Raw genomic sequence first — 25,615 nt, 5'->3', positions numbered from 1 at the left:
TTAACTTTAAAATCAACTTAATAAAATTCAAAAATCAGGAAATTATATAAAATATTAAATCTGAATAATTTTCTGATTTTTTACTTCAAAACTGCTATTGACTTTATTAAAAAATATGTTATAACAATATTAATAAATAAAAATAAATTTTTAGGAGATGATTTTTTATGGCAAAAATTATTAATTCACCATCAAAATATATTCAAGGAAAAAATGAAATCACTAATTTAGCGACTTATTACAAATTACGTGGTAATAATGGTGCATATCTACTAGTAGACAAATTTATTTTTGATAATTTTAAAGATAAAATTGTTGAAAGTTTTAAAAACGAAGGCATAAATTATCATATTGAAGTTTTTGGCGGAGAATGTTCAAAAATTGAAATTAACCGAAATATTGATATTTTAAAAGAAAAAAAATGTGATGCAGTATTTGGAATTGGTGGAGGAAAAACTCTTGATGCAGCAAAAGCAATATCATATTACGAAAATATCCCTGTATTCATCGTACCTACAATTGCTTCAACTGATGCACCATGCAGCGCCTTATCTGTAATTTATACTCCAAGCGGAGAATTTGAAGAATATTTATTCTTAAAGGCAAATCCTGATATGGTAATAATGGACACAGATATAATTGTAAATGCACCTGTAAGACTTCTTGTAGCTGGAATTGGAGATGCACTTGCCACTTATTATGAAGCTAAAGCCTGTGTCGATGCAAATGCCACTTCAATTGCTGGTGGAGGAATTACAAAAGCCGCTATTGCAATCGCAGAACTATGTAAAGATACATTATTTGAAGATGGTTTAAAAGCTAAAATTTCAGTAGAAAATAAAGTAGTCACAAAGGCTTTAGAAAACATAATTGAAGCAAATACTTATTTAAGTGGAATTGGATTTGAAAGTGGAGGACTTGCTGCAGCTCATGCTATTCACAATGGACTTACAATTTTGGAAGAAGGACACCACATGTATCACGGAGAAAAAGTAGCATTTGGAACAATTACACAGCTAGTTTTAGAAAACAGATGTTTATGTGAAATCAAAAAAGTTGTGGACTTCTGCAAAAGTTTAGGACTTCCAACAACATTGGCTGAACTAGGAATGGGAAATGTTTCAAAAGAAAGATTATATGAAGTGGCAAAAGCAAGTACAGCTGAAGGTGAAACAATCCATAATATGCCATTCAAAGTTACTGCTGATGATGTTTTTGCAGCAATATTAGTAGCAGATGAACTTGGTAAAAATTAATTTAAAATTTTTAAATAATCAAGGATATCTCATAATTCAAAAATGATTTTTGCTAACATAGATATGTATTTTAAAAATCAACAGATATTATTTTTATTGACTTTCTAAATAATAAATAAAATTTGTGATTTAGAAATTTTATTTATTTTATGAGATATTCTTTTATTTTTATAAAATAAAAAACTTGGATTTCATAAATTTACTACTTTCCAAGTTTTTTTATACTTTATTAATTTTTATTCAGCTTCTGCATATTCCTTTGCGATTTCATCAACTTTATAATCTTCTACAATTTTATTTATTAAATTATTTCTTTCTTCAATTGCTCTGTTATTAAACAAACTATTAGTAATTTGTTGATAAGCACTATTTGGAGTTACATTTCCAAGTTTTGCTTTTTCTTTTTCATAAATCTCAACAACTTCTTCTTGAGTAACTTTTACATTTTTTCTAACTTCTAAATCTAAATAATAGTTGATGTATACATTATCTCTTATAACTTCTAAATCTTTTTTATTTTGTTCTTGATCTTCAAATTTTTCATCAGCCATTTTTTTAGAAATTATTTTACCAACAATTAAAGTTTTTAATACTTCAGCATCTCCTCTTGAAAATAAAACTTCTTTCTTGGTAACTTCTATTTTATCTTCCATTCCTTCTACTAATTTATTCAATTCTTCTGCTTCTAATGTAGCAACTTGTTGATTTAATAAATCTCTTTGAATAATTTCTCTAGCTTGAGAAAAAGGAATATTTTGTGCATCAAAGTTTGCTTTATTATCTGTATATAATTTTGTAACATCATTTTCATTAACAGAAATTTTATCTTCAATAAGTTTTGCAATAAAGAATTTATGTTTTTCATTTGTAAATAAATATTCAAATTCTTCTTTTTCTTCATCCGAAAATTTATATTCTTTTGCAACTTTTAATATAGCCTTGCTAGTCAAAATTCTTTTTATTCCTTCGTTATCCAATCCTTCTCTTTCTTCATCAGTTAAAGTTAATTTAGTATCTTCAGCTTTTTTCTTTGCCATTTTATCTCCTTTAATTTTAATAAATTTTACTTTTAGTTTTTTCAACTTTTATTATTTTACACTATTTTTTAAAAAATTTCAAGGAATAATTTTAGATTTAATTTGATTTTAATTAGAACTTGTAAATAATGACATATTATTTACTTAACATTCTACTCAAAAATTCCTTAGTTCTTTCATGTTTTGGATTCTCAAAAATATTTTCAGGTTTATCATCTTCCACAATTATACCTTGATCCATAAATACAACTCTACTTGAGACATCGTGTGCAAAGTCCATTTCATGTGTTACGACAATCATTGTGAGTCCACTTTTGGCTAAATCTTTCATTACTTTTAAAACTTCTCCAACCATTTCAGGATCTAGTGCACTTGTAGGTTCATCAAATAACAAGACTTCAGGCTGCATTGCCAGTGCTCTTGCTATTGCCACCCTTTGCTTTTGTCCACCTGAAATTTGATTTGGCTTTGCATGAATAAAACGTTCCATTCCTACCTTTGCCAAAAATTCCTTTGCAATTTTTTCAGCTTCTTCCCGTGACTTTTTTAAAACTTTCATTTGTCCGATTACACAGTTTTCCAAAACGCTTAAATTATTAAATAAGTTAAACTGCTGAAACACCATTCCTACTTTTTCACGCAATGTTACAAGCGATATATCTCCTGCCATCGCATCTTTTCCATGAATTAAAACTTGTCCGCTTGTAGGCTTTTCAAGTAAGTTTATACATCGTAAAAGAGTAGACTTTCCACTTCCAGATGAGCCAATTATACTTACAACTTCCTTTTCGTGAACATCAAAGTTTACATCCTTTAATACTGTTCTTTTTCCAAAATCTTTTCTAATATTTTTTATTTCAATAACTTTTTTCCCCATTATTTTTCCTCCCCATTAACATCATCTAAAAATTCAAAATTTTGAGGTCCATCAATTCTCTTTTCAATTTGTTTTAAAATTGACGATAACGTAAATGTCAAGAAGAAATAAATTACACTTGTTATAATAAATACTTCATAATAACGTGAATAAGTTCCTGCAACAGAATTTGAAATAAAAAATAACTCTGTAACACTTATTACATTTAACACCGATGTATCTTTTATATTTACAATAAGTTCATTTCCTATCATTGGCAAAATATTTCTAAACATTTGCGGAAAAATAATACTTTTCATTAATTGAAAATTTGTCATTCCAATCGCCTTTGCCGCTTCAAACTGCCCTGTGTCAATCGAGTCAATTCCACCACGGATAATTTCACTCATATATGCTCCCGTATTTATTGATACAATAAATAAAGCCGCTAGCAATGGAGATAAATTTAAATTAAATACTTGAGAAAGTCCATAATAAATTACCATTGACTGAACTATCATAGGAGTTCCTCTAAATACTGCAATATAAATTGAAAAAATCCTGTTTAAGATTTTTAATCCACCTTTTTTATATTTTTTATTCTGTCCATCAATTTCTGCTTCCGAATATCTAAATAATGCAACTACTAATCCAATGAAAAATCCTACAATTGTACCAGTAACTGAAATAAACAATGTTACAGCTGTACCTTTTAAAAATGTCTTCCAGTTATTTTGAACAAAAAATGTAACCCATCCAAAAAATGAACGAGATGTTTCATTTGGCTGATTTTGTATAGCTTTTTCCATAATCTGCTGTCGCACTTTAGGAGTCAGATCTTCATCTAGAATTTTATTAACTTTCTCTTCCAGTTCTGTATTTCCCAGTTTCATTCCAACTGCAACATTTACTTCTTCAGTATCGTATTTAAATCCATCTTTTTTATCGAATGAAATGAATTTTAAATTGGGATTTGAAAATTGAGCTGCCATCGCTCCTGGTCTTTCAGAAATATATCCATCTATTTTCCCAGAATTTAAGGCTACTATCATCGCAGGAAAACTTTCCATTGCAGTTTGCTTTTTCACACCTTTCATTTGATCAATAACATCATAATGAAGTGTATTTAACTGCCCTGTAATCTTTGCTCCCACAAAGTCATTAATTGTTTTAGCGTTAGCATATTTCCCATTTTTTTTCACAACTACTACTAAATCTGATTCATAATATGGTTTTGAAAATTTTAAACTTTGTCGTCTTTCAGGCGTTGCCGACATTCCTGCTATAACTAAATCAACTTTTCCAGAAGTCAAAGCAGGCCCAAGCAATGCATCCCATTTCGTTTTTACAACTACTAATTTTTTATTTAACTTTTTAGCGATAACTTTGGCTATTTCAACGTCATATCCGCCACAATAACCTCCATCTACTTTCACTGCACCATTTTTACTATCGTTTTGAAACCAGTTGAAAGGAGCATATCCACACTCCATTCCAACCTTTATATCATCACTATATCCTGCTATGAAAGTTGCCATAAAAACTAGTAATACTAATATTTTATTTTTTATCGTACTAACTTTCATTTTCTATTATAGTGCTCCTTCTTTTATTAAAGTTTCAGCAATTTGAATTGTATTTGTAGCAGCACCTTTTCTGATGTTATCTGCTACAACCCATAAATTTAGAGCATTATCAGCGGAAAAGTCTTTTCTAATTCTACCAACATAAACTTCATCAGTATCTTGTGCATTTATAGGCATTGGGTAAACATTATTCTTTCCATCATTTTGCACAACAATTCCTTCTTTTTCTTCAAATGCACGAATTACATCTTCCAATTCAAAAGGTTTTTCCAATTCCACATTTACAGATACTGCATGTCCAAATCTAATTGGAACTCTTACACAAGTTGCAGTTACTTTTAAATCTGGCAAGTTTAGTATTTTTCTAGTTTCATTAATCATTTTTTCTTCTTCTTTTGTATATCCGTTATCTAGGAAAACATCAATATGAGGTAATACATTAAATGCAATTTGATGTGGATACCCTTTTGATGGCTCTCCTTTTAAATTAGCTTCCAAATCATTAAGACCCTTTTGTCCAGAACCTGCAACAGCCTGATAAGTAGAATAAATTACTCTTTTCAATCCGTATTTTTCTTGCAATACCTTTAATACAGGCATTACTTGAATTGTAGAGCAATTTGGATTTGCAATAATTCCAGGGTGATTTTTCAATGCTTCTGGATTAGCTTCAGGAACTACCAGCGGAATATTTTTATCCATTCTCCAAGCGCTACTGTTGTCTATAACAACTGCACCTTTCGCTTTAAATTTTGGAGCATATTCAAGCGATACTCCTCCTCCAGCTGAAAATAAAGCAATATCAATGTCATTAGCTATATTCTCATCCGTTAATTCCATCACAGTGTATTCTGTTCCATTAAATTCGATTTTTTTACCTGCTGAATTAGCTGAAGCATAAAGATATAATTTTTCCACTGGAAAGTTTCTTTCTTTTAATACCTTTAGAAATGTTCTTCCAACAAGTCCTGTAGCACCAATAATCGCCACTTTGTAATTTTTCATTATTTTTCCTCCTAAATTTTTCAAGGTTTTGCCCTCCAAATATTCAATTTTAAATATTATGGGTATATTATACTCTAAAATTTTTAAAATTACAAGTTTTGAAGTTTTTTAAAATAAATTTATTATGTCATTCTAACTCTTATGCCATATTTAAAATATTTATTCCAGTAAGTATTTTCCAATGTAGAAATTACGACTCCTTTAGATGAAGACGCATTGATAAAAAGAGAGTCTCCCAAATAAACAGCCGTATGATTATTTGTATCCTCTGGTTTAAAAAATACAATATCTCCTGGCTTCAAGTTTTCTTTAGCAACATGAGCTCCTACTTTAATTTGCTGTACTGTCTGTCTTGGTAATTCGTAGCCGTATACTTCTCGATAAACTCTACGTGTCAATGCTGAACAATCTATTCCACTTGATGAATCTCCTCCAAGAGAGTATTTTGTGCCCTTCCAATGACTGTATGACTTCAATAGATCATTTTGTAACTTTACAGTCTTTTTTTGACTAGACGTACCATTTCTTAGTATTTCTTGCTGTTTTCTTTTCAATTCAGATAACTTTTGTAATACTAATTGTGAATTTGGCATTGAACGATCTACCAAATTATTTTCATCAAATAGTTTTGTAATTTTGAAATCATCTGAATTTTTATTTGTTTGGCTATTTTTTTCAGATACTTCTGACATGTCAAATTTACTTTCATTATTTTTATCATGATTATTGTATTTTCTTTCTATATTACTACTTTGAGAAGCTCCTGTATTTCTTTTTTTATTATCTCCAACTATTTCAATAATAATATTATCATCCTTATTATCATCATTACTATTAGATGAAAAATCATTATTGTTCTTTCTAGTTTTAGAATCATTTTCATTATTTGTTTGTAATCCTGTACATCCTACTGTTAATAACATACATGCCATTGTTAAAGTTGATTTTCTTACCATTTCTTTTTTCTCCCTTCATTTCTATAAATATAATATTTTCCTGTTCTTATTTTTTATATTACCTTTAAAAAAGAATTTTTTTATTTATTTTTCTACTCCTTTATTGTAAATAAAATACTTCTTAATAAATATCTTGGCTCCTTCTTAATTTAAATATTGCCATATTCTATCTCTATTATAATTTTTATTTCCATAATTTTTTGAATTTTAATAATTTAAATCTAAAATTAAATTGTTTTCATTACAAATCAGAAGATAATATTAAATTTACAGGTCCATCATTTTCAGAAACAATTTTCATATATTGCCCAAATTCCCCTGTTTCAAATTTAATATCTGTATTCTTTAATTTTTGTAAAAAAAGGTTGTAAATTTTTTGAGCTTCAGAAGCTCTTGCAGAATCTGTGTAACTTGGTCTTCTTCCTTTTTTTGTATTTCCATAAATTGTAAAATTACTTACAATTAGTAATTCTCCTTTTATATCTTTTACCGACAAATTTAATTTTCCATTTTCATCATCAAAAATTCTAATATTAATTAACTTGTCAATACAAAAATCAATATCCTTCTCACAATCCCCATTAGCGACTCCGACATAAGCAACTATTCCCTTTTGAATTTTTCCTTTAAATTCATTATTTACAAATATTTTTGCAAAATTTACTCTTTGTATTATTATTTTCATTTTTTCCCTTAATTTTATATTTTAATTTATAAACTAATAATATCTTTTTTCTACTCCAATAGTAGTATCAAATCCATGTCCTGGGTAAACTTTTATATCTGGATCCAAATTCAATAATTTTTTCAAGGACTTTCCCATTTGAATTGGATCACTTGTTGGTAAATCCACTCTTCCATAAGTTCCAGTAAACAATGTATCTCCAGAAAACAATATTTTATCTTTTTTATCATAGTAGCAAATATCTCCTCTACTATGTCCTGGTGTTTCAATTATTTCAAAATAAATTTCTTCATTATCAGTATTTTCAGAAATTATTCCATTTTTCCCAATTTTATCATTTTCCTTCAAAGTTATAATTTTGACATCTTCTTTATTTAATTCAAATTCTCCTTCTCTCCAAGCAAAAAGCGACAATTCAGGATTAAATAAAAATTCATATCCACCTTCACTTACGTAAACAGGTACTTTTTTATATTCCAGCATAGACGGTATCCCTAAAATATGATCCCAATGCCCATGTGTTAAAAGAACTCCCAATAAATTCAATTCATTTTTTTCAATGTATTCAATAACTTCTGTCATTTTTTCCTGTCCAGGATCCATAACATAACAGTCTTTCCCATGAGAAATAACATAACAGTTACTTTGCACTGCATTGTCATTTAAAAATCTTTTTAATTCCATTTATTCCTCCTTTTATTTTTTATTAATTATTTATTATTTTGTATATGCACATCCATTCGTGGATATGGTATTTCAATTCCTAATTTATCAAATTCCATTTTAATTTTTTCATTTAATTTCATCTTTAAATCTAAATAATTTTCCGAACGTGTGTAAACATAAACATAAAATATTATTGCAGAATCTGCTAATTGACCGACTCCTATAATAGATGGTTTTGAAGCTAAAATCATTTTTTTATCATTGACAACTTTTGAAGTATTTGATATACTTTGCGTATTTTTATCAGATTCATAATTTTCTTCCTCAGTTTTTTTATTTGCTTCGTCTTCGGCTTCTTTCATTTTTTTTCTAGAAAAAATTGTTGCAAATAAATTAATTTTACTTTTTTCACGTTTTTCTAAAATCGTATTTTGAAGTTTTACAAGTAAATTATTTTTTATTTGTGTTTCTTCAACTTCATTCATTGTTTCCTCTTTAATTATTCTCTCTAAGGTACCTTTTACTTTTTGAATATCACTATTGTATGAAACTCCAACTTCCAAATCAAGTCTGCGTTCTCCATTTTGTCTAATATTTCTTATTTCGGTATTAGTAACTATTCCATTTGGAATTATTACAAGCTCATTTTGGGGATTCAACATTTTTGTATAAAACAATTCTATCTTTGTCACAGTCCCAATATAATTATTATACTCTATTGTATCTCCAACGCTAAATGGCTTAAATGTAAGAATTATAAGTCCACCGCAAAAATTCCCTAAAGTTTCCTTGAAAGCAATTCCCAAAACAATTCCTGTTGCTCCTAAAAACGTTGTAATCGAAGTAGTATTAATTCCAAGAATTCCTACTGAAGAATAAATTAGGATAAAATAATATAAGATTGAATAAATTGAAAGTAAAAATGAGGCTACACTTTTATCAATATTTGATTTATCAAGTATAATTTTTAATATTTTTTCAATTCTAGTCTTAAATATTTTCCCAATTTTTACAATTAAAAAAATTATAAATAATTTAAAAATATTAGTTTTCAAAAATCTAATTATATTATCCAGCTCTAAAAACTTTTCTAATTCCTTCATGACCTATTTCCCTCCCTCCAATTAAATTTTTTTACTTAGCAATATTAAATACAATAATTTCTTATCATTTTCCAAATTACATATAATTTAAAATTTATAATTATTTAACTTTAAAACAGAAAATGTGCAAATAATTATTCAAAAAAAGTGATAAGTATGTATTATTCTGCCTATCACTATTTTGCATTAATTTTATCTTTTTGAAAAATAACCTAAAAATTCAAACTTTCTTATACTTTCTGGCAAATAATCAGAAGCCTCTACTTCTTTTCTTTCCCCGTCTGGCATTGTTCTATAAATGGTTGTTTTTGATAATTCTTCAATTATTTCCTTTTCTGTTTTTGGTTCTGATAAAATATCTGCAACTATTACATCAACATCATTTAAATCATTAATAAGTTCATTTCTCGAATTTGCTATTCCAACTACTCCAGCTCCTTCTCCAATAATTAGAGTTTTTAGATAATTTCTAAATTTTTTAAGGATATAAACTTTATTTTCCTCATAAGGAACTACTTCATTTTCAGAGCAGTAAAATTTAATTTTACCATTGATCATACTATTCAAAACAAATTTTCTCAAATTGCTAATAACTTCATTTCTTTTTTCATCATTTTTATCTTTAGCAATACTTTCCCAATATTTCATAGCATCTTTTATAACAAAACTTTTATTTGGCGTTTCTACCAAATGAAGCATAATAGTCTTAACATTATCTTCATTCAATGTTTCTAATTCTTCTTTTGTATATCTTAATGACAATAAAAACGAATCTAATATTTCATTAGGAAAACTTTCGCTAAAATTAAGTTTCTTAGCTTGACTATTTTTACAAATTATTGATCTTCTAAATTTTGTATCAAGTATATAATCAAGACATTGTTCCTTTATTACATGATCTCCTTGTGATAACTGCTGCAATTTTTCCACAGTATTTTTATTATAAGTACTAATAATGGATAATCTCAAGGCAACATCCGATATATACTCTAAATTTTCTTTTTTCATCAAATCTACAAACTCATTTAAATATAACGGATGATTAAAACTTTCAAGATATTCATGTGCTACATAGTAATCTTGCATTCCCACAACTTCTTCTATTTGTTTAATAAAATCTCCCTTTTTCTTAGAAATATCATCATATAATTTCATTTGCTCTGCAACAATTGAAATAAAGGCTTTTCCACGCTGATTTTTATCTCCTAATGAAATTTCCGGGAAATATTTATTTGCATAAATCATCATTTCACGTATTTTATCAGGTTCCTTCCATCCTGGATAAGTATTGTATGAAATATATCCAATTCCTTCTTCAGTCAAATTTTCATTACAAATTTTGACAATTTTATCTTGTACATCTTTTGGAACCCAAGAAAATACACCATGAACAATAATATAATCAAATTCCCCTAAATCTTTATTTATATCTAAAATATTTTTTTCAATTAATTTTATATTTTTAAGTCCAATTTTTTCAATAATTTCATTTCCTTTTTTAACTTGTTCTGATGTCAAATCAATTCCAATAAATTCAGCTTCAGGATTATAAAGTGCCTGTGTAATTATATTCCCTCCAAATGATGAGCCTAATTCCAACACTCTAGCTTTTCTCGAATCTTTTGGAGTCAGTCCATATAATCTCCCATGTGCCTCCAATAATGCTGGTATCGTATAATTAAATGGATTTGACTTATAAAGCAATTCACTATACGTATTTTTATTTTCCATAACCTTTATATAAGAATTTTTATTTTTCAAGCTTAAATTCTTACTTCTCTCTCCTTTCAATATTTTATGCAATCTACCTATTTTTTTGAATTTCTATATATTTAATTTTCATATTATGCTTACTTAAAAACATTTGTTCAAATTCAGTTTTAATATTTTCACTTGCTTTTTCTGAATTATATAAATCATTTGTATGATAAATAATTTTATAATTATCAAGTTCATTTATCAATTCTAAAACATTTTCATAATATTGATCATGATCTGTTTTAAAAAATAATTTTCCATTTGTTTTTAAAACAATATCTAATTTAAAAAACAGACTTTTACTTATAACTCTTTTTTTCTCCTCACCTTCCCAAGGATCAGGAAAATTAATATATACTCCCGCAATTTCATCTTTTCCCAAGAAGTCTAGAATTGTTTCTGCTCTTTTTCTTACAAACAAAATATTATCCAAATTTCTTTTTTTAGATTTTTTAGCTCCTAAAACAAGCCTTTTAAATCGTAATTCCAATGCAATATAATTTCTATCTTTATACTTTTCAGCATTTTGAACTGTAAAATTCCCACTTCCACAACCTATTTCCAAGTAAATGTCATTTTTATTCCCAAAAAATTCATTCCATTTTCCACAATATTCATCAACGCTTTTATTATTATACATCAAATGCTTAGGAAATTCAAGCATTTCATACATATATTTATTATAATTTTTTTTAGGCTTTTCAAAGAAATATTTCCAAATTTCCTTTTCATTTATAATTCTACTTTTTTCTGCATTCACCAGTTTAAATTCATCATTAACTTTTTTTATTTTATTCCTTCTTTTCTGTTCAGCTTCAGTAATTTCAATTTTCTGCCCATTTTTTCCAATAATGTTAATCTTAACTTCACTTTTATCTTCCATAATTTATTTATTTTCCTTTTCTTTTTTAATTTTTAATAAAATTTATACTAACAGCTTAATGACAAGAGAGCAAGACCCTCCGTATAAAGAAACTAATAACAAACTGTTTCTTTTTATTGAAGTTTGATACAAACTAATAAAAATTTTACTTTTTTGTTAAAAAAATTATAATAATTTATTATCAAAATTGATAAGTAACATTATAAAATTAATATAAAATTTCATCCAATATTTTACCTATCTCATTATTTTTTTCAAAAAATTCCCTTGTATCAATATTTTCAAACTTTTTCAAATATTCAACAATTTCATCTTCATTTTCCACAATTTTAACAAATCCAAGTTCTTTAGCATCCTTTACAATTTCCTCAATATTTTGAAAATATTTCCCAATAATCGGCTTTTTCCCATAATAAAGCGGCTCTAAAATTGAATGCCCACCAATATCTACAAGCGTCCCTCCAACAAATACAAAATCCGCTAATTGATAAAAATCAGTCAAAATTCCCATTTTATCGACTATAACTATTTTTTTATATTTCGTTATTTTATCATTTTTTTTATTTTTATTAATCTTTGTAAATAAAGAATAATCATCTCTTGAATATCTTTCCAAAATCATTTTTTCAATATCGCTAATCCGTTTCAAATGTCTTGGTGCAATAATTAACTGATATTCATTATTTGTATCTATTTTTTTTAAAATGTCCAGCCAAATTTTCTCCTCATCTAAACGTGTACTTCCGCATACAATTATTTTTTTATTTTTATCTACAACTGTATCATAATATTCTTTTTTTTGAATCTCTGAGATTTTATTATATTTAATTGAATATTTTAAATTTTTATAAACTTTAATTTTACCCCTTTGAACTCCCAGTCTTTCATATCTTTCCTTATCTGAAATACTTTGTACCATTATTTTTTTTGCACGATTTATAGTTTTTTTAATAATCCAGCCAAATTTTAGATATGATTTTAATTTTTTTTCTGTAAGCCTTCCATTGGCAATGAATAATTCTCCATTTTTAGCAGCAAAATAATATAAATTCGGCCAAATTTCAGTTTCTATAACTATTGTCTTTTTTATTTTATATTTTTTATAAATTTTACGAATTGCAAGAAAATCATCAAGTGGAAAATAAAATATTCTTACATTCCCATTTTCAGAATATTCTTTGCTAACTGCCTCAAATCCAGTATTTGTCATAACAGAAAGAATAACCTTCTCTTTTTTTCCAGTCTTTTTCTCCTCTAATATTTCTGAAATAAGTTCCTTTGTCAAGTTGAATTCTCCAACCGATGAAAAATGAATAAAAATTGCTTCTTCACCATTATTTAAAAAATCATCATTTTCCATTTTTTGAAATAATCGAGATTTAAAAAATTTTAGTAATTTAATATTAAATATTGCTAAAATCATTATTACAAAATACAATAAATTCCTTAATAAATTATATAAAACCATATTTCACCTATCTTTTAATTTCACTTTTTACTCATCTTTAAGCAAAAAGACTATCTCCTAATGAATTTCCATTTAGAAATAGCCTTTTATCAGTTTACCTGAAATTCTCATAACTAAAGTTACGAGTATTCTTGCGCTAATTTAAAGTCATTATTTTCCTTCAGCTACATTATCAGCTAATTTTTTACCTACTTTAAATTTAACAACTTTTTTTGCAGGTATTTGAATTTCTTCTTTAGTTTGTGGATTAATTCCTGTTCTTGCTGCTCTTTCCTTTACTTCAAACGTTCCCCATCCAACAAATTGAACTGAATCTCCATTTAATAATACTTCTTCCACACTATCTAAAAATTGGTTTACCAATTCCTCTGCTCTTTTTTTAGTTTCTCCTGTAGCTTTTGCATAAGCATCTACAAATTCTTTTTTTGACATATTAATCAAACCTCCGCTTTATTCTTTAAATTATTAAATTACTAGATTATTATACACTATTTTCAATATTTGTCTAGTATTTTTTTCAAATTTTTTGATTTTTTTCTCTTTTTTATATATTCTACGTATCTTATAATTTTAAAAAAATAAACCTAAAATAATTATTAAAGTTATAACAATTATTTATAAGTTTAAACTAACACTTTACAAAACAAAAATTATAATTAAATATTTACATTTATCATTTTTAAAATCTCATTTTTCACTTCTTTAATACTTTTAAAAGTCGTATCCACTTCAACTGCATCTTTTGCTTTCTTTAACGGACTTTCCTTACGTGTAGAATCAATTTTATCCCTTTTTAAAATATTATCGTAAATTTCTTCAATTTCAACATTTTCACCTTTTTCAACAAGTTCCTTGTAACGTCTTTTAGCCCTTTCCTTTGCATCAGCAACTAAAAATATTTTCAAATCTGCATTTGGAAAAACAACTGTTCCAATATCACGTCCATCTAAAATAACATTTTTTGATTTGGAAAACTTTCTCTGTAAATCCACCATTTTTTCTCGTACTTCTCGAACTGCCGCAATATCCGACACATTTTCTGAAATAATCGGCTTTCTAATTTCTTCACTTACATCAACATCATCAAGATAAAAACCATTTTCCTTAATATCAATATTGAGATTATCAAGCAGTTTTTTTATTTTCTCCAAATCACTTAATTTACCATTCCCAAATATCCCCTCATTCAAAGCTTTTAACGTAACAAGCCTATACATAGCCCCTGTATCGAGATAAACAAGCCCTATATCCTTTGCAATTAGTTTTGCAATGGTGCTTTTACCACTTCCAGCTGGACCATCAATAGCAATTATCATATTTTCTCACTTTCTACTTTTATTAATTTATTTTATTAAATATATTTAGAACAACTTGAATTTTTTATTCGATTAACTCTCATATTTAAAAACAAGCGACACCCAATTATTCTTATCTTTTCTGTCAATCTGCTTCAAATTATAATTTTTAGCCTTTTTTAAAAACGCCTCTTCTTTTTCATTTAGAATTCCAGAAAAAATAACTATAGCCCCCTTTTCCAAAGCCTTCTCTATATCCTCAAGCAGTTTTTCTAAAACATCCACCAAAATATTTGAAACAACCAGGTCATATTTTTCATTTACATTATCTACAAGATTTCCAATTATTACTTGAAAATTGTCATTTATTCCATTTTTAGAAAAATTTTCCAGTACAACATCATTTACTTTTTCATCAATGTCAATTCCAACGACTTTTTCTACACCTAATTTTTTCCCAATTAACATTAAAATTCCAGAGCCACATCCAATATCAAGCAATTTTTTCTTATTTTTGGCATATTTTTCCAAAAATTCCACACAAAGTGAAGTTGTTTCATGTGTTCCAGTTCCGAAAGCAAGTCCAGGATCAATCTCAACTACAATTTCGTTATCAGACGGCTCATATTCATCCCAGCTGGGCTTTATCACAATATTATCAGTTATGTTTACAGTATGGAAATACTTTTTCCATTCATCTTGCCAGTCTTCATCGTTACATTTAGCTGTAAAAATTTCATATATAAACTCATTTTCACTTTCCATAAATTCTTTTAAATTATTAAAAATAATATTTAATTTTGTATTTGCAAATCTATTATCTACAATATATCCAATAATGCTCCAAACATCATTTTTACTAGAAAAATTTGCATTATAGTCAAGTTCATTTTCTGAAAAGTAATCAATTACTTCAACTTGATTAATTCCAATTTCATTAAACATATTTACTAATTTTGCTTTAGTTTTTTCTAAACTATCTGAAAAATAGTCTACTTTTACTTTTATCCACTTCATTCTTAAATTTTTCCCCTATTTTTATATTTCATCGTATCCCATATTTACACGTTTTATAGAAACTGCTTTTCCTATCTTTTCATCTACTTTCAGTTCAATTCCATTAATTCTTAAATTTTCTTCACATACAGAATATCTTGTTGGCATTCCATCTTTAAATCTTTGAATACTTTCTCTTCTATTCATTCCCAAAATACCATCATGTCCTCCTGTCATTCCAATATCTGAAATATAAGCGGTTCCTCCAGGTAATATTCTTTCATCAGCCGTTTGAGTATGTGTATGTGTTCCATAAACTGCCGATACTCTTCCAGTTAAATTCCATCCCATTGCCTGCTTTTCCGAAGTAGCTTCTCCGTGAAAATCAAGCACAATAATATCTGTTTTTTCCTTTATTTTAGGCAAAACTTCCTCAACTGCCAAAAATGGACAGGCAATTGGCGGCATAAATACTTTACATTGTGCATTTATAACTGCTACTTTTATCTCATTTTTCTCTACAATTGTATAACCATTTCCTGGAGCTTCTTTCGTGAAATTAATAGGTCTAATCAAATTTTTCTGTTCATTAATATAAGGATAAATCTCCCTTTTATCCCAACTATGATTTCCCAAAGTTATAACATCCACTCCACGTTCAAACATTTCCTTTGCAATTTTCACATTTATCCCAAATCCACCAGCAGAATTTTCTCCATTTACAATAATAAAATCATAATTTTGCCGTCTTTTTTCTAAATATTTAAATAGTGTATTTCTACCAGGTCTTCCAACAACATCTCCAATTATTAAAAATTTCATCTAAAATCATTCCTTTACATCTTCAATTCTCTCTTAACTAAATAATAAACTCATATAGTTAAATTACCAAATAGTTTTATTATATGATATTTATTATACTACATATTATCATTTTTTTATAGTTTTTATTAATTTATTTTTTCTATTTATGATAAAAAAAGAGTCTCCAAAATAAAATTATCTCTATTTTCAAGTTTACAAAAATTTTGAATACTCTCTAAAAGGATATTTTTTAATGGATTAACTCTATTCTTAATTTATTATTATCTTTTACTATTTTGCATATTCCACAGCTCTAGTTTCTCTAATAACAGTAACTTTTATTTGTCCTGGATATTGCATTTTTTCTTCAATTTCTTTAGCCACATCTCTTGCCAATATTGTAGCCTTGTCATCATCAATATTATCTGGACGAACTATTAATCTCAACTCTCTTCCAGCTTGAATTGCATACGAACTTTCGATTCCTTCATGACTATTGGCAATTTCTTCCAATTGTTCGAGACGTTTTAAGTAATTTGATAATGTTTCACGTCTTGCACCTGGTCTTGAAGCTGAAATTGAATCTGCAGCTTGCACTATTACTGCTTCAATACTTAACTGTTCAACTTCATTATGATGTGCTTCTACTGCATTTATGACAATTTCACTTTCTTTAGAAAATTTTCTCAAAAATTCTCCGCCATTTAAAGCATGTGAACCTTCCTGTTCGTGTGAAAAAGCCTTTCCAATATCATGTAGCAATGCTGCTCTTTTAGCTATATCAACATTTGCACCGATTTCTGCTGCTAATGCCGCCGCTATGTGTGCAACTTCTATTGAATGCTGTAAAATATTTTGTCCAAAAGAGGTTCTGAATTTTAATCGTCCAAATACTTTCAGTACTTCACGTGGTAATGTTGGAATACCTACTTCTAGAATAGCCTGTTCTGCCGCATCTAATATGCTTTCATCCACTTCATGCTGTGCCTTTGCTACGACTTCCTCTATTTTGGTTGGATGAATACGTCCATCTGAAATTAATTTTTCAAGTGCGATTTTAGCTACTTCTCTTCTTACCCCATCAAATGAAGATAATACAACTGCTTCAGGAGTATCATCAATTATCAAATCAACTCCAGTTGCTGCTTCGATAGCTCTTATATTTCTACCTTCACGCCCTATAATTCTACCTTTCATTTCTTCGCTCGGCAGTTGGATAACTGAAATTGTTGAATCTACAACATAATCAGCAGAAGCCTTTCCAATTGCAGTAGAAATAATTCTCTTGGCAATCCTGTCTTTTTCCCTGTCTAAATTATACTCATAATCTCTAATTAACACAGCTTTATCATGATCTAACTCATTTTCCAATTTAGTCAAGATGATTTTTCTAGCATCCTCTTGTGTCAATTCTGAGATTCTTTCCAATTCTTTTTCCTCACTTGCAATCATTTCTTCCAGTTCTTTTTCTCTGCGGAATAATTTTTCACGGTGTTTATCACTTTTAGCTTCTTTCTCCTCCAGACGTTCCATTTTGGTTTCTAATGTTTCCTCTTTTTTGGCAATTCTTTCTTCCTTAATGGCAAGCTCTGATTTCATTTTTTTTATTTCGTCGTCTGCTATCTTTTTCTCATTTAACAATTCTTCTTTTACTTTTAGTGTTTCTTCTTTCCTAAACGATTCAATTTCTCTTTCAACTTCTTTTTTTGATGTTTCAAGTCTTCTTTTAGCATCAACGATTTTTAATTCTAGTTCATTCAAATCTCCATATTTCTTTTTAAAAATTGAACTTCCAAAAAAATAAGCTATAAAAAAAGTTAAAAAAGAAAAAATAACAATCAACAAAACTGCTATTGATATGCTCATTTTTCTCCCTTCCTATTTTTTTTCAGCTACATTTGAAATCTTCCACAAATTGTCATCTGTCCTTTTCCAAGTTAATTTATAATAATTGCTCGATGTGGCAAAATTAATTACCATCATACTATTTGCTTTATTTTTTGATACGACATTCACATCGGAAAAAACAAATGTCAATCCTGAAAGATCGTATTCTTGTATTTTTTTTACAATAATATTATTTTTAAATGTAGGTAAAAAAACTTCTTTTAATTTATCATATTCATTTAAGCTGGCAGCATTTTTAAAATCTTCAGTAATTTTTGTTATCTCTGCATTAATTTTACCTGCTTCAACTTGAGATACATTGTTTACAGTAGAACTTAAAGTTGTACAGCTTGTTAGAATTAACAAAATAAATAGACATAAATATTTTTTCATATTTTCCTCCAAAAACTTCGTCATTTAATTCTATCATAATTTTTTCACATATTCAAGTTAGAAAAAATAAATTTTTACTTTTTTCGCCACTTATTTTTTTCTTATCTATTTCTTTCTTAATTTTTTCTTATTTCTCCATCTGTTATGTTGCCACATATATTGTCCAGGGTACTCTCTTATAATTTCTTCAAATTCATTATAAATTTTTTGCATATTAAATTGCATTGTTTCCTTTAATTTATTTTGCTTTTCAATTTGAATAATTTTTTTATTTACAACTTTCACAATATTCTCATCAAATACCGCATAAGCCAATACTATCGGTATTTTATATTTTATTGAAAGCAATACAGGTCCTGCAACTCCTGTCGTTTCTCGTCCAAAAAACGTTACATTCACATCTTTTCCATAATGATCCGAAGCAAGTGCAATAATTGACTTTTCATTTATTGCCCCACTAAGTGCTTCATTATTATGTAAAGGCAACGAATTTAATCCACCTTCCTTACGCCATTTTTCCATTAAATCATTAATTTTTTTATTTTTCTGATTTCTAAAAACAGCATAAAACTTTCTAATATTTCGCATCTTACTTCCAGCTTCAAAACCACCTAAATGAAGAGATACAATTAAAACTGCTTTTTCATTATTTTCACAAGCCCATCTCATTAGTTCTTCATTTTCCACAACAGTATTTCCATCTTTCGTAATCTCCTCTAAGAAAATCGAAGTCATTATCATTTTTCCCATTGTCTTATACGATTCTTTCGCAATTTCCACAACTTCCTTTTTTTCTTTTTCAGGAAAAGCATTTTTTATATTATTTATCGCAAGCATTCGTCTTTTTTTTACAAGATAATATGCAAGAATACCAAAACCTTCAAAAATTTTGTATCTAATTTTAAGAGAAAAAATTGATAATACTTTTTTTAACAAAATTACAAAAAATCCTGTTATTTTCTCACTCACTTTATATTCCATCTATTTACATGAACTCCTTAAAATTTTTAAAAAAAGAGCATACACAAATACGCTCTTTTACTTCAATTACTATTTTCTGATTCCTAATTTTTCGATTAATGATCTATAATCATCAACATTTCTATTTTTAATATAGTTTAATAATCTTCTTCTTTTACCAACCATTTTTAATAATCCTACTCTTGAATGAATATCTTTAGGATGTATTTTTAAATGAGCAGTCAAATGACTGATTCTATCTGTAAGAAGTGCAACTTGAACTTCTGCAGATCCTGTATCTTGAGCATTTTTTCCAAATGCTTCAATAATTTCTTTTTTTTGTTTCAATGCCATTTTATTTCCTCCTAATATTTATTATTTAAACCAAGAATATAGCGGCAAACTTATATTCATAGTATAAATTTAAATTCAAGTGTTATTTTATCATATATTTTAGTATTTGTAAAGATTTTTATTTTTTATTTTAAAGTATTTTTGTAAAATCCCTTATTAGTGAACTACTCCCGCTTTTAGAAGCGGGAGCTTCTTGGGAAGTATCTGCTTTTGCTAGCCAAATATATTTACCAAGCTCTTCGGGTGTAGTTCCTACCCTGTCTTCTTTTATTTTCCTAATATTCCAACATCAATTTTCCAATGTCTTTTATATTCAATGCTGCATTGTAATCTCTATCAATTTCAATCCCACAGCACTCACATTTATAACTTCTTTCTGATAATTTCAGTTTCTCTTTAACATTTCCACATTTACTACAAGTTTTCGACGATGGAAACCACTTATCTATCTTCAAAAATTGCTTTCCTAAAAACATCAGTTTATACCCAACCATCCTCAAAAGCATTCCCCATCCATTATCTCCTACACGTTTACCAAAATTTAATGCCTGACTCATCCCTTTCATATTCAAATCCTCAACAACCACAGCATTATACGCTTCAGATAATTTTTTTGATAATTTATGTAAAAAATCTCTTCGACAATTTTTGATATACTCATACAATTTTGATATTTTTTCTTTTTGTTTATACCAATTTTTAGAAAATTTTACTTTTCTTGACAATGATTTTTGTAATTTCTTTAATTTTTCTTCCAACATCTTAAAATATTTTGGATAATCAGCCCTTTGATTTTCAGAACTGACAAATAATTCAGACATTGAAAAATCAAGTCCAATTACTTTATCACTACTTGGCATTTTTTGAATTTCTTTTTCAAATTCTGTCAAAATAGAAACATAGTAATTTCCATTACTGTTTGTCAATGTTACCGACTTTATTCTATAATTCTTTGGTATTTCTCTATGATATTTCAATTTCACTTTTTTCAATTTTGGCAAAACTAAATATTTGTTTTCTTCAATTCGTATCGAATTGTTCACACAATTTGTCGTATAACTTTTAACACTAGTCTTTTTAGATTTGAACTTTGGAAACTTCGCTCTCTTATGAAAAAAATTCGTAAACGATCGTCTTACATTTAATTGAGCATTTGAAAGTGCTAGACTGTCCACTTCTTTTAAAAATTGATTTTCACTTTTCAAACTGGCAGGTGTAATTATTTTATTTTTTCCAGTTTCTTCATAAATTTTATTCGCAGTATACAAAATTGTATTGTAAATAAAACGAACACATCCAAAAGTCTTGTTTATCAATAATTCCTGCTCTTTATTTGGATAAATTCTGTATTTGAATGCTAAATTATATTTCATAAAATTACACCTCCTTTTGATTTTGAATATTATTTTTAATGACTTCTCTTCAATATTTTACACAAAAATTGTATCATAGACATATCCTTTTTTCAATTTTTTTACAAAAAAAGCAATTCATCTCCCACTTATAGAAGTCGGAGACTTCTTGCTATCTTTTTTAATCTTGAACGTAATAACCTTAAAATAAAACTATTTTCCAAAAGAAGCTGTCAATGAGTCAAAGTCAACTGGCAATTCAAGTTTTTCATCAACTTTTCCATTGTTTATTTTTAAGTTAAACGGAAATCCATCAACTGCAAATCCACGTGTAACTGTTCCATCTTCATCATAATATGCTGGGAAAGTATATTCATTATCCTTTACATAAGTTTGAGTTTTCCCAAGATTAGTATTATTATTTGTAAATACTACAATCACATTTACTTTATCTTTATTTGCATCATAAAATTTTTGAACTTCAGGCAATTCTTCCTTGCAATGAGGGCACCATTCAGCAGCTATAATAAACAAAGTCTTTTTCCCATTTTTCATAATTTTACCAAGATTAGCACTTTTACCATTAAGATCCTTCAATTCAAAGTCAGGAACTTTCCCTTTTCCATCCACATCAACACTAAATTCCTTTGTTCCACACGATACTACAAATAATAAAAGCATCGATATCATTAAAATTATCTTTTTCATTTTAAAGTTTTCTCCTTTTCGTAAATTTTATTATTATAATAATTTAGTAATTATACATCATATCTATTAGAATTTTCCATGAAAACATTTATTTTTGTACATAAAAACTTAAATATTGCTACTCGGCTATATAAGCACTAAAGACATCTCCAATATCATATCCATTTTCTTTAGCAACTTTAAAATAAAATTTTGCCTTATCTTTATTTTTTTTGTTATAATAATAAACTCCTAAATTGTAAAATGCAGTTGTATTCAGCTTTGCAGCTGCTTCCAGATTCAAAATTCTGACCATTCTATCATTTTCAGGATAATAAAGGCTTAAATCTACCATCGAATAGTCATCTCCACTATTTGCAAGTCTTTCAAGTATTTTTTTAGCTTCCTTATTTCGTTTTGCTGGTTCATTGTCATTATTATCTACAGGATTTTTTTCTTTTTCTTCATCTTCAAGAATATAGGCAAGTTTATATCCAGCTGAAATTGAACCTAGCATATATGCTTTGTTATAAATATTTTTAGCCTTTTTCATTTCTTTCTGAGTTTCATATAAACGACCAAGATAGTTCATTGCATCAATGTCATCTTTATCTGCAGCCTTTTGATAAAATTCTTCAGCTTTTGAAAAATCCTTCAGGTTTTCATAAATAAATCCTTTATATCCCAAAATAAGAACTTCATCAGAGTTTGTATCATCTAATATTTTCAATGCCAAATTATAATTCTTTTGATCTTTTACAAGCCGTGAAGCCAGTTCAAATGCTGCCAAATAATATTTATTCTGTGTAAATATTTGATTATAAATTTGCACAGCTTCTTCTTCCTTATCATCATTTTCCAATAATTTTGCCTTTGCATAAAGTGCAGGAGAATAATTTTCAGACAGAAAATCCTTTAAAATATCGTAAGCTTTTTCTGGATTTGAAACTTTTTCCAAAACTAAAGTTCCAAGCTCCTTTTTTTCCTCTATTGTAATTGTTCCATCATTTAATTTCTGATTAAGCTCTTCTATCCGTTTATAAAATTTCATTAACTTCTTATTATATTCGTAAGAATAAAGTGAATAAATTTCTCCAGCATCTCTGCCCTTTTTCAAGTATTCTTGCGCCTTTGTAAACTGCAGCTTGTTTTCATATATATTTCCAATCATATAATATGCCTTTATATTCCCCTGTTTTGCTGAACTTTCCAAAAGATCTAGAATTTGAAGTTCATCTCCATTGGTTTGCTGTAATAAAAGAGCCTGATAATATTCAGCAATTCCTTTACTCTTTTTCATATATTTATTAAAAAACATACTTCCATTTTCAGCAAGGTAAGTATAGGCAAGTCCATATACATCTTCATTTCCTTCCTTTGCTGCTTCATTGATATTCTTCATTATATACTCATAGTCTTTTTTTTCTAAAATTCCAATAAGCCCTTTTTCAAGTGCATCATAACCAGCATCGGTTTTCGAGCAAGATGCTAAAAATAATAACACAAATAATATATATATACATCTTTTCATATTTTTATCACATTTCCTATTCGTTAAAAAATTACCCCCACTTTTTCCCTTTTTCTTTTCTTGTGCTTCACTATTTTTTCTATTTATTGATAATAAAGAGTTAATACTGATTACAAAATATAAATTGCAATAACTCTGTCATTTAAAATAAATTATTATTTCAATTAATTTAAAACTATCTATTTTACAGTTGTTCCAACTTTTATCTCATCATTTATAATTACTAGTTTAGTTTTTTTCTTTTCTGTTGTTGTTAAAAGCATTCCTTGTGAAAGTTCCCCTTTTAGTTCAACTGGTTTTAAGTTTAACACAGCCTGAACTTTTTTACCAATTAACTCCTGCATGTTTGGATACCATTTTGCAATTCCTGAAATAATCTGTCTTTTTTCTTTTCCTGTATTTACAATGAATTTTAACAGTTTATCTGCATTTTCAATTTTCTCCACTTTTTCAATTTGAACAACTTTTATTTCAATTCTGTTAAAATCATCTATCGTAATTGGATTTTCAATTTTTAAATCTTCATTATATTCTTTTTTAGGATCTTCTTCAAATTCAATTCTAGGAAATAATGGAATCGCCTCACCTAATTTATTTCCAACAGGATAACTCTTCCATTCTCTAACATCATCTAAATGTAATTTAGTAACATCTTTGTCAAGTCCCAATTGACTTATCATCTTTTGTGCAGTTTCAGGCATAAATGGTGAAATTATCACTGCAATCTTATAAAGTGAATCTACTAAATTGTACATAACTGTTGACAATCTATCCTTTTGATTTTCATCTTTTGAAAGTTTCCAAGGTTCACATTCATCAATATATTTATTCATTCTTGAAATAAATTTCCAAATATCTTTTAATGCTTCAGAAAATTGATAATTATTTATATGTTTATCCAAGTCAATTAATACATTTTCCCAAAGCTCTTTAATTTCCACATCAAAATTTTCTTCAACTTCATTTAACATAACTTTTGAATTAAAATATTTTTTTTGCATTCCAATCGTTCTATTAAGTAAATTCCCTAAATCATTTGCAAGATCAGCATTTATTCTCTGAACCATTGCCTTTTTAGAATAATCTGCATCCTGTCCAAAAGTCGCCTCCCTCATCAAATAATATCTAAAAGCATCAAGTCCATATTTTTCCACTTCTTCTTCAGGATTAACAACATTTCCAAGCGATTTAGACATCTTTTCTCCTTCAACAGTCCACCACCCATGTGCTGCAACCGTATCAGGCAATTTTATTCCAGCTGACATAAGCATAGCAGGCCAAATAATAGCATGAAATCTTAAAATATCCTTCCCAACAACATGATTTACAGTACCATTTGTCCAAATATTTGCAAACTCTTCAGGATCTTTAGCAAATCCCGCTCCAGTCAAATAATTTGTCAAAGCGTCAAACCAAACATAAATTACATGTCCCTCTTCCAGCTCTAATGGTATTCCCCAGTCAAAAGTTGTTCTTGAAATGGACAAATCTTGAAGTCCTTGTTTTATGAATGCAACTACTTCATTTTTTTTACCTTCCGGCTTAATAAATTCAGGATTTTCTTCAATATATTTTAATAATGCATCTTCATATTTTGACAATCTGAAGAAATATGAAATTTCCTTTACATCAATAACTTCCTTTCCCATATACTTGCCATCAACTAATTGATTTTCAGGAACAAAAGTTTCTTCTGAAACACAATATTTACCCCAGTATTCACCTTTGTAAATATCTCCATTATCATTAACTCTTTTTACAATTTCCCTAACACTGTTAATGTGCCTTTCTTGAGTAGTTCTCATAAAATCAGTATTTGAAATATTTAATTTTTCCCATAAAGTTGTAAAATTTAATGACATTTTGTCAACCCATTGTTGAGGTGTATATCCATTTTTTTCTGCTGCTTCTTGAATTTTTTGTCCGTGCTCGTCTACTCCAGTCAAAAACTTAACATCATATCCTGCTAATCTTTTATATCTCGCTACCATATCACAAATTATTGTTGTATAAGCTGTTCCCACATGCGGTGCCGCATTAGGGTAATAGATTGGCGTTGTTATATAAAACGATTTTGACATATTTTATTCCTCCTTA

General features: G+C 27.8%; 24 protein-coding genes. 1 reads left to right on the top strand and 23 read right to left on the bottom strand.

Going from position 1 to position 25,615, the window contains the following annotated elements; translation table 11 throughout:
* Positions 1-167 precede the first annotated feature (167 nt).
* Complete coding sequence (locus FVE73_RS03365; RefSeq protein WP_018498589.1) at positions 168-1,256, top strand: glycerol dehydrogenase; 1,089 nt, start codon at positions 168-170, stop codon at positions 1,254-1,256.
* Positions 1,257-1,492: 236 nt separating this feature from the next.
* Here the strand turns inward: FVE73_RS03365 and FVE73_RS03360 are convergent, their stop codons facing one another.
* The 23 genes from FVE73_RS03360 to metG all read right to left on the bottom strand — a co-directional run bounded on the left by FVE73_RS03360 (position 1,493) and on the right by metG (position 25,599).
* Positions 1,493-2,293: a hypothetical protein gene (locus tag FVE73_RS03360; RefSeq protein WP_018498588.1), complete on the bottom strand. Its 801-nt coding sequence runs from the start codon at positions 2,291-2,293 to the stop codon at positions 1,493-1,495.
* A 136-nt stretch (positions 2,294-2,429) separates the two neighbouring features.
* A complete protein-coding gene (locus FVE73_RS03355) occupies positions 2,430-3,170 on the bottom strand; it encodes an amino acid ABC transporter ATP-binding protein (protein ID WP_018498587.1) in 741 nt (246 codons plus the stop codon).
* A complete protein-coding gene (locus FVE73_RS03350) occupies positions 3,170-4,735 on the bottom strand; it encodes an ABC transporter substrate-binding protein/permease (RefSeq protein ID WP_018498586.1) in 1,566 nt (521 codons plus the stop codon). The genes FVE73_RS03355 and FVE73_RS03350 overlap by 1 nt, the downstream gene beginning before the upstream one ends.
* Before the next feature lie 6 nt (positions 4,736-4,741).
* A complete protein-coding gene (locus FVE73_RS03345) occupies positions 4,742-5,740 on the bottom strand; it encodes an aspartate-semialdehyde dehydrogenase (protein ID WP_026239048.1) in 999 nt (332 codons plus the stop codon).
* Positions 5,741-5,862: 122 nt separating this feature from the next.
* Positions 5,863-6,696, bottom strand: a complete 834-nt coding sequence (locus FVE73_RS03340; RefSeq protein ID WP_018498584.1) for an NlpC/P60 family protein — start codon at positions 6,694-6,696, stop codon at positions 5,863-5,865.
* A 241-nt stretch (positions 6,697-6,937) separates the two neighbouring features.
* On the bottom strand, positions 6,938-7,381 hold the full coding sequence (gene dtd, locus FVE73_RS03335; protein ID WP_018498583.1) for a D-aminoacyl-tRNA deacylase: 444 nt from the start codon (positions 7,379-7,381) through the stop codon (positions 6,938-6,940).
* Between the two features lie 33 nt (positions 7,382-7,414).
* On the bottom strand, positions 7,415-8,065 hold the full coding sequence (locus tag FVE73_RS03330) for an MBL fold metallo-hydrolase (RefSeq protein WP_018498582.1): 651 nt from the start codon (positions 8,063-8,065) through the stop codon (positions 7,415-7,417).
* A gap of 26 nt (positions 8,066-8,091) precedes the next feature.
* Positions 8,092-9,150, bottom strand: a complete 1,059-nt coding sequence (locus FVE73_RS03325; RefSeq protein WP_018498581.1) for a mechanosensitive ion channel family protein — start codon at positions 9,148-9,150, stop codon at positions 8,092-8,094.
* 192 nt (positions 9,151-9,342) lie between these two features.
* Complete coding sequence (locus tag FVE73_RS03320; RefSeq protein ID WP_232058528.1) at positions 9,343-10,941, bottom strand: methyltransferase regulatory domain-containing protein; 1,599 nt, start codon at positions 10,939-10,941, stop codon at positions 9,343-9,345.
* Between the two features lie 13 nt (positions 10,942-10,954).
* Positions 10,955-11,791: a tRNA (guanosine(46)-N7)-methyltransferase TrmB gene (gene trmB / locus FVE73_RS03315; protein WP_018498579.1), complete on the bottom strand. Its 837-nt coding sequence runs from the start codon at positions 11,789-11,791 to the stop codon at positions 10,955-10,957.
* A 208-nt stretch (positions 11,792-11,999) separates the two neighbouring features.
* Complete coding sequence (locus tag FVE73_RS03310; protein ID WP_232058527.1) at positions 12,000-13,151, bottom strand: 3-deoxy-D-manno-octulosonic acid transferase; 1,152 nt, start codon at positions 13,149-13,151, stop codon at positions 12,000-12,002.
* Positions 13,152-13,409: 258 nt separating this feature from the next.
* Positions 13,410-13,691 carry an HU family DNA-binding protein gene (locus FVE73_RS03305; RefSeq protein ID WP_018498577.1) on the bottom strand — a complete coding sequence of 94 codons (282 nt, stop codon included), beginning with the start codon at positions 13,689-13,691 and terminating at the stop codon, positions 13,410-13,412.
* 224 nt (positions 13,692-13,915) lie between these two features.
* Positions 13,916-14,575, bottom strand: a complete 660-nt coding sequence (gene cmk / locus FVE73_RS03300; RefSeq protein ID WP_018498576.1) for a (d)CMP kinase — start codon at positions 14,573-14,575, stop codon at positions 13,916-13,918.
* A 72-nt stretch (positions 14,576-14,647) separates the two neighbouring features.
* Positions 14,648-15,571 (bottom strand): 50S ribosomal protein L11 methyltransferase, encoded by a 924-nt coding sequence (gene prmA / locus FVE73_RS03295; RefSeq protein WP_018498575.1) that lies wholly within the window; start codon positions 15,569-15,571, stop codon positions 14,648-14,650.
* Between the two features lie 21 nt (positions 15,572-15,592).
* A complete protein-coding gene (locus tag FVE73_RS03290) occupies positions 15,593-16,372 on the bottom strand; it encodes a TIGR00282 family metallophosphoesterase (RefSeq protein WP_018498574.1) in 780 nt (259 codons plus the stop codon).
* 273 nt (positions 16,373-16,645) lie between these two features.
* Positions 16,646-18,220 (bottom strand): ribonuclease Y, encoded by a 1,575-nt coding sequence (gene rny / locus FVE73_RS03285; protein ID WP_018498573.1) that lies wholly within the window; start codon positions 18,218-18,220, stop codon positions 16,646-16,648.
* Positions 18,221-18,232: 12 nt separating this feature from the next.
* Entirely contained in the window at positions 18,233-18,634 is a 402-nt protein-coding gene (locus tag FVE73_RS03280) for a hypothetical protein (protein WP_018498572.1), read from the bottom strand.
* 105 nt (positions 18,635-18,739) lie between these two features.
* Positions 18,740-19,615: a lysophospholipid acyltransferase family protein gene (locus FVE73_RS03275; RefSeq protein ID WP_018498571.1), complete on the bottom strand. Its 876-nt coding sequence runs from the start codon at positions 19,613-19,615 to the stop codon at positions 18,740-18,742.
* A gap of 69 nt (positions 19,616-19,684) precedes the next feature.
* Positions 19,685-19,948, bottom strand: coding sequence for a 30S ribosomal protein S15 (gene rpsO, locus FVE73_RS03270; RefSeq protein ID WP_018498570.1), 264 nt, complete (start codon positions 19,946-19,948; stop codon positions 19,685-19,687).
* Positions 19,949-20,223: 275 nt separating this feature from the next.
* Complete coding sequence (locus tag FVE73_RS03265) at positions 20,224-21,321, bottom strand: RNA-guided endonuclease TnpB family protein (protein ID WP_146997829.1); 1,098 nt, start codon at positions 21,319-21,321, stop codon at positions 20,224-20,226.
* Positions 21,322-21,513: 192 nt separating this feature from the next.
* On the bottom strand, positions 21,514-22,008 hold the full coding sequence (locus FVE73_RS03260; protein ID WP_018499211.1) for a TlpA family protein disulfide reductase: 495 nt from the start codon (positions 22,006-22,008) through the stop codon (positions 21,514-21,516).
* A 118-nt stretch (positions 22,009-22,126) separates the two neighbouring features.
* Positions 22,127-23,518 (bottom strand): SEL1-like repeat protein, encoded by a 1,392-nt coding sequence (locus FVE73_RS03255; RefSeq protein WP_018499210.1) that lies wholly within the window; start codon positions 23,516-23,518, stop codon positions 22,127-22,129.
* Between the two features lie 179 nt (positions 23,519-23,697).
* Positions 23,698-25,599: a methionine--tRNA ligase gene (metG, locus tag FVE73_RS03250; protein ID WP_018499209.1), complete on the bottom strand. Its 1,902-nt coding sequence runs from the start codon at positions 25,597-25,599 to the stop codon at positions 23,698-23,700.
* Positions 25,600-25,615: the final 16 nt, after the last annotated feature.

It is taken from the genome of Leptotrichia wadei, assembly GCF_007990545.2.
GTDB classification, from domain to species: domain Bacteria; phylum Fusobacteriota; class Fusobacteriia; order Fusobacteriales; family Leptotrichiaceae; genus Leptotrichia; species Leptotrichia wadei.
Note: the sequence above shows the minus strand (reverse complement) of the source record. Positions and strands in the feature narration are given on the sequence as shown.

Coding starts and splice junctions, on each gene's coding strand:
- rpsO (WP_018498570.1), bottom strand. CDS start 19,948: ATGGCATTGAAACAAAAAAAAGAAATTATTGAAGCATTTGGAAAAAAT.
- rny (WP_018498573.1), bottom strand. CDS start 18,220: ATGAGCATATCAATAGCAGTTTTGTTGATTGTTATTTTTTCTTTTTTA.
- FVE73_RS03360 (WP_018498588.1), bottom strand. CDS start 2,293: ATGGCAAAGAAAAAAGCTGAAGATACTAAATTAACTTTAACTGATGAA.
- FVE73_RS03260 (WP_018499211.1), bottom strand. CDS start 22,008: ATGAAAAAGATAATTTTAATGATATCGATGCTTTTATTATTTGTAGTA.
- FVE73_RS03265 (WP_146997829.1), bottom strand. CDS start 21,321: ATGAAATATAATTTAGCATTCAAATACAGAATTTATCCAAATAAAGAG.
- prmA (WP_018498575.1), bottom strand. CDS start 15,571: ATGAAGTGGATAAAAGTAAAAGTAGACTATTTTTCAGATAGTTTAGAA.
- metG (WP_018499209.1), bottom strand. CDS start 25,599: ATGTCAAAATCGTTTTATATAACAACGCCAATCTATTACCCTAATGCG.
- FVE73_RS03310 (WP_232058527.1), bottom strand. CDS start 13,151: ATGGAAAATGATGATTTTTTAAATAATGGTGAAGAAGCAATTTTTATT.
- FVE73_RS03275 (WP_018498571.1), bottom strand. CDS start 19,615: ATGGAATATAAAGTGAGTGAGAAAATAACAGGATTTTTTGTAATTTTG.
- FVE73_RS03340 (WP_018498584.1), bottom strand. CDS start 6,696: ATGGTAAGAAAATCAACTTTAACAATGGCATGTATGTTATTAACAGTA.
- cmk (WP_018498576.1), bottom strand. CDS start 14,575: ATGATAATTGCTATTGATGGTCCAGCTGGAAGTGGTAAAAGCACCATT.
- FVE73_RS03280 (WP_018498572.1), bottom strand. CDS start 18,634: ATGAAAAAATATTTATGTCTATTTATTTTGTTAATTCTAACAAGCTGT.
- FVE73_RS03325 (WP_018498581.1), bottom strand. CDS start 9,150: ATGAAGGAATTAGAAAAGTTTTTAGAGCTGGATAATATAATTAGATTT.
- trmB (WP_018498579.1), bottom strand. CDS start 11,791: ATGGAAGATAAAAGTGAAGTTAAGATTAACATTATTGGAAAAAATGGG.
- FVE73_RS03350 (WP_018498586.1), bottom strand. CDS start 4,735: ATGAAAGTTAGTACGATAAAAAATAAAATATTAGTATTACTAGTTTTT.
- dtd (WP_018498583.1), bottom strand. CDS start 7,381: ATGAAAATAATAATACAAAGAGTAAATTTTGCAAAAATATTTGTAAAT.
- FVE73_RS03345 (WP_026239048.1), bottom strand. CDS start 5,740: ATGAAAAATTACAAAGTGGCGATTATTGGTGCTACAGGACTTGTTGGA.
- FVE73_RS03255 (WP_018499210.1), bottom strand. CDS start 23,518: ATGAAAAGATGTATATATATATTATTTGTGTTATTATTTTTAGCATCT.
- FVE73_RS03305 (WP_018498577.1), bottom strand. CDS start 13,691: ATGTCAAAAAAAGAATTTGTAGATGCTTATGCAAAAGCTACAGGAGAA.
- FVE73_RS03355 (WP_018498587.1), bottom strand. CDS start 3,170: ATGGGGAAAAAAGTTATTGAAATAAAAAATATTAGAAAAGATTTTGGA.
- FVE73_RS03290 (WP_018498574.1), bottom strand. CDS start 16,372: ATGAAATTTTTAATAATTGGAGATGTTGTTGGAAGACCTGGTAGAAAT.
- FVE73_RS03365 (WP_018498589.1), top strand. CDS start 168: ATGGCAAAAATTATTAATTCACCATCAAAATATATTCAAGGAAAAAAT.
- FVE73_RS03330 (WP_018498582.1), bottom strand. CDS start 8,065: ATGGAATTAAAAAGATTTTTAAATGACAATGCAGTGCAAAGTAACTGT.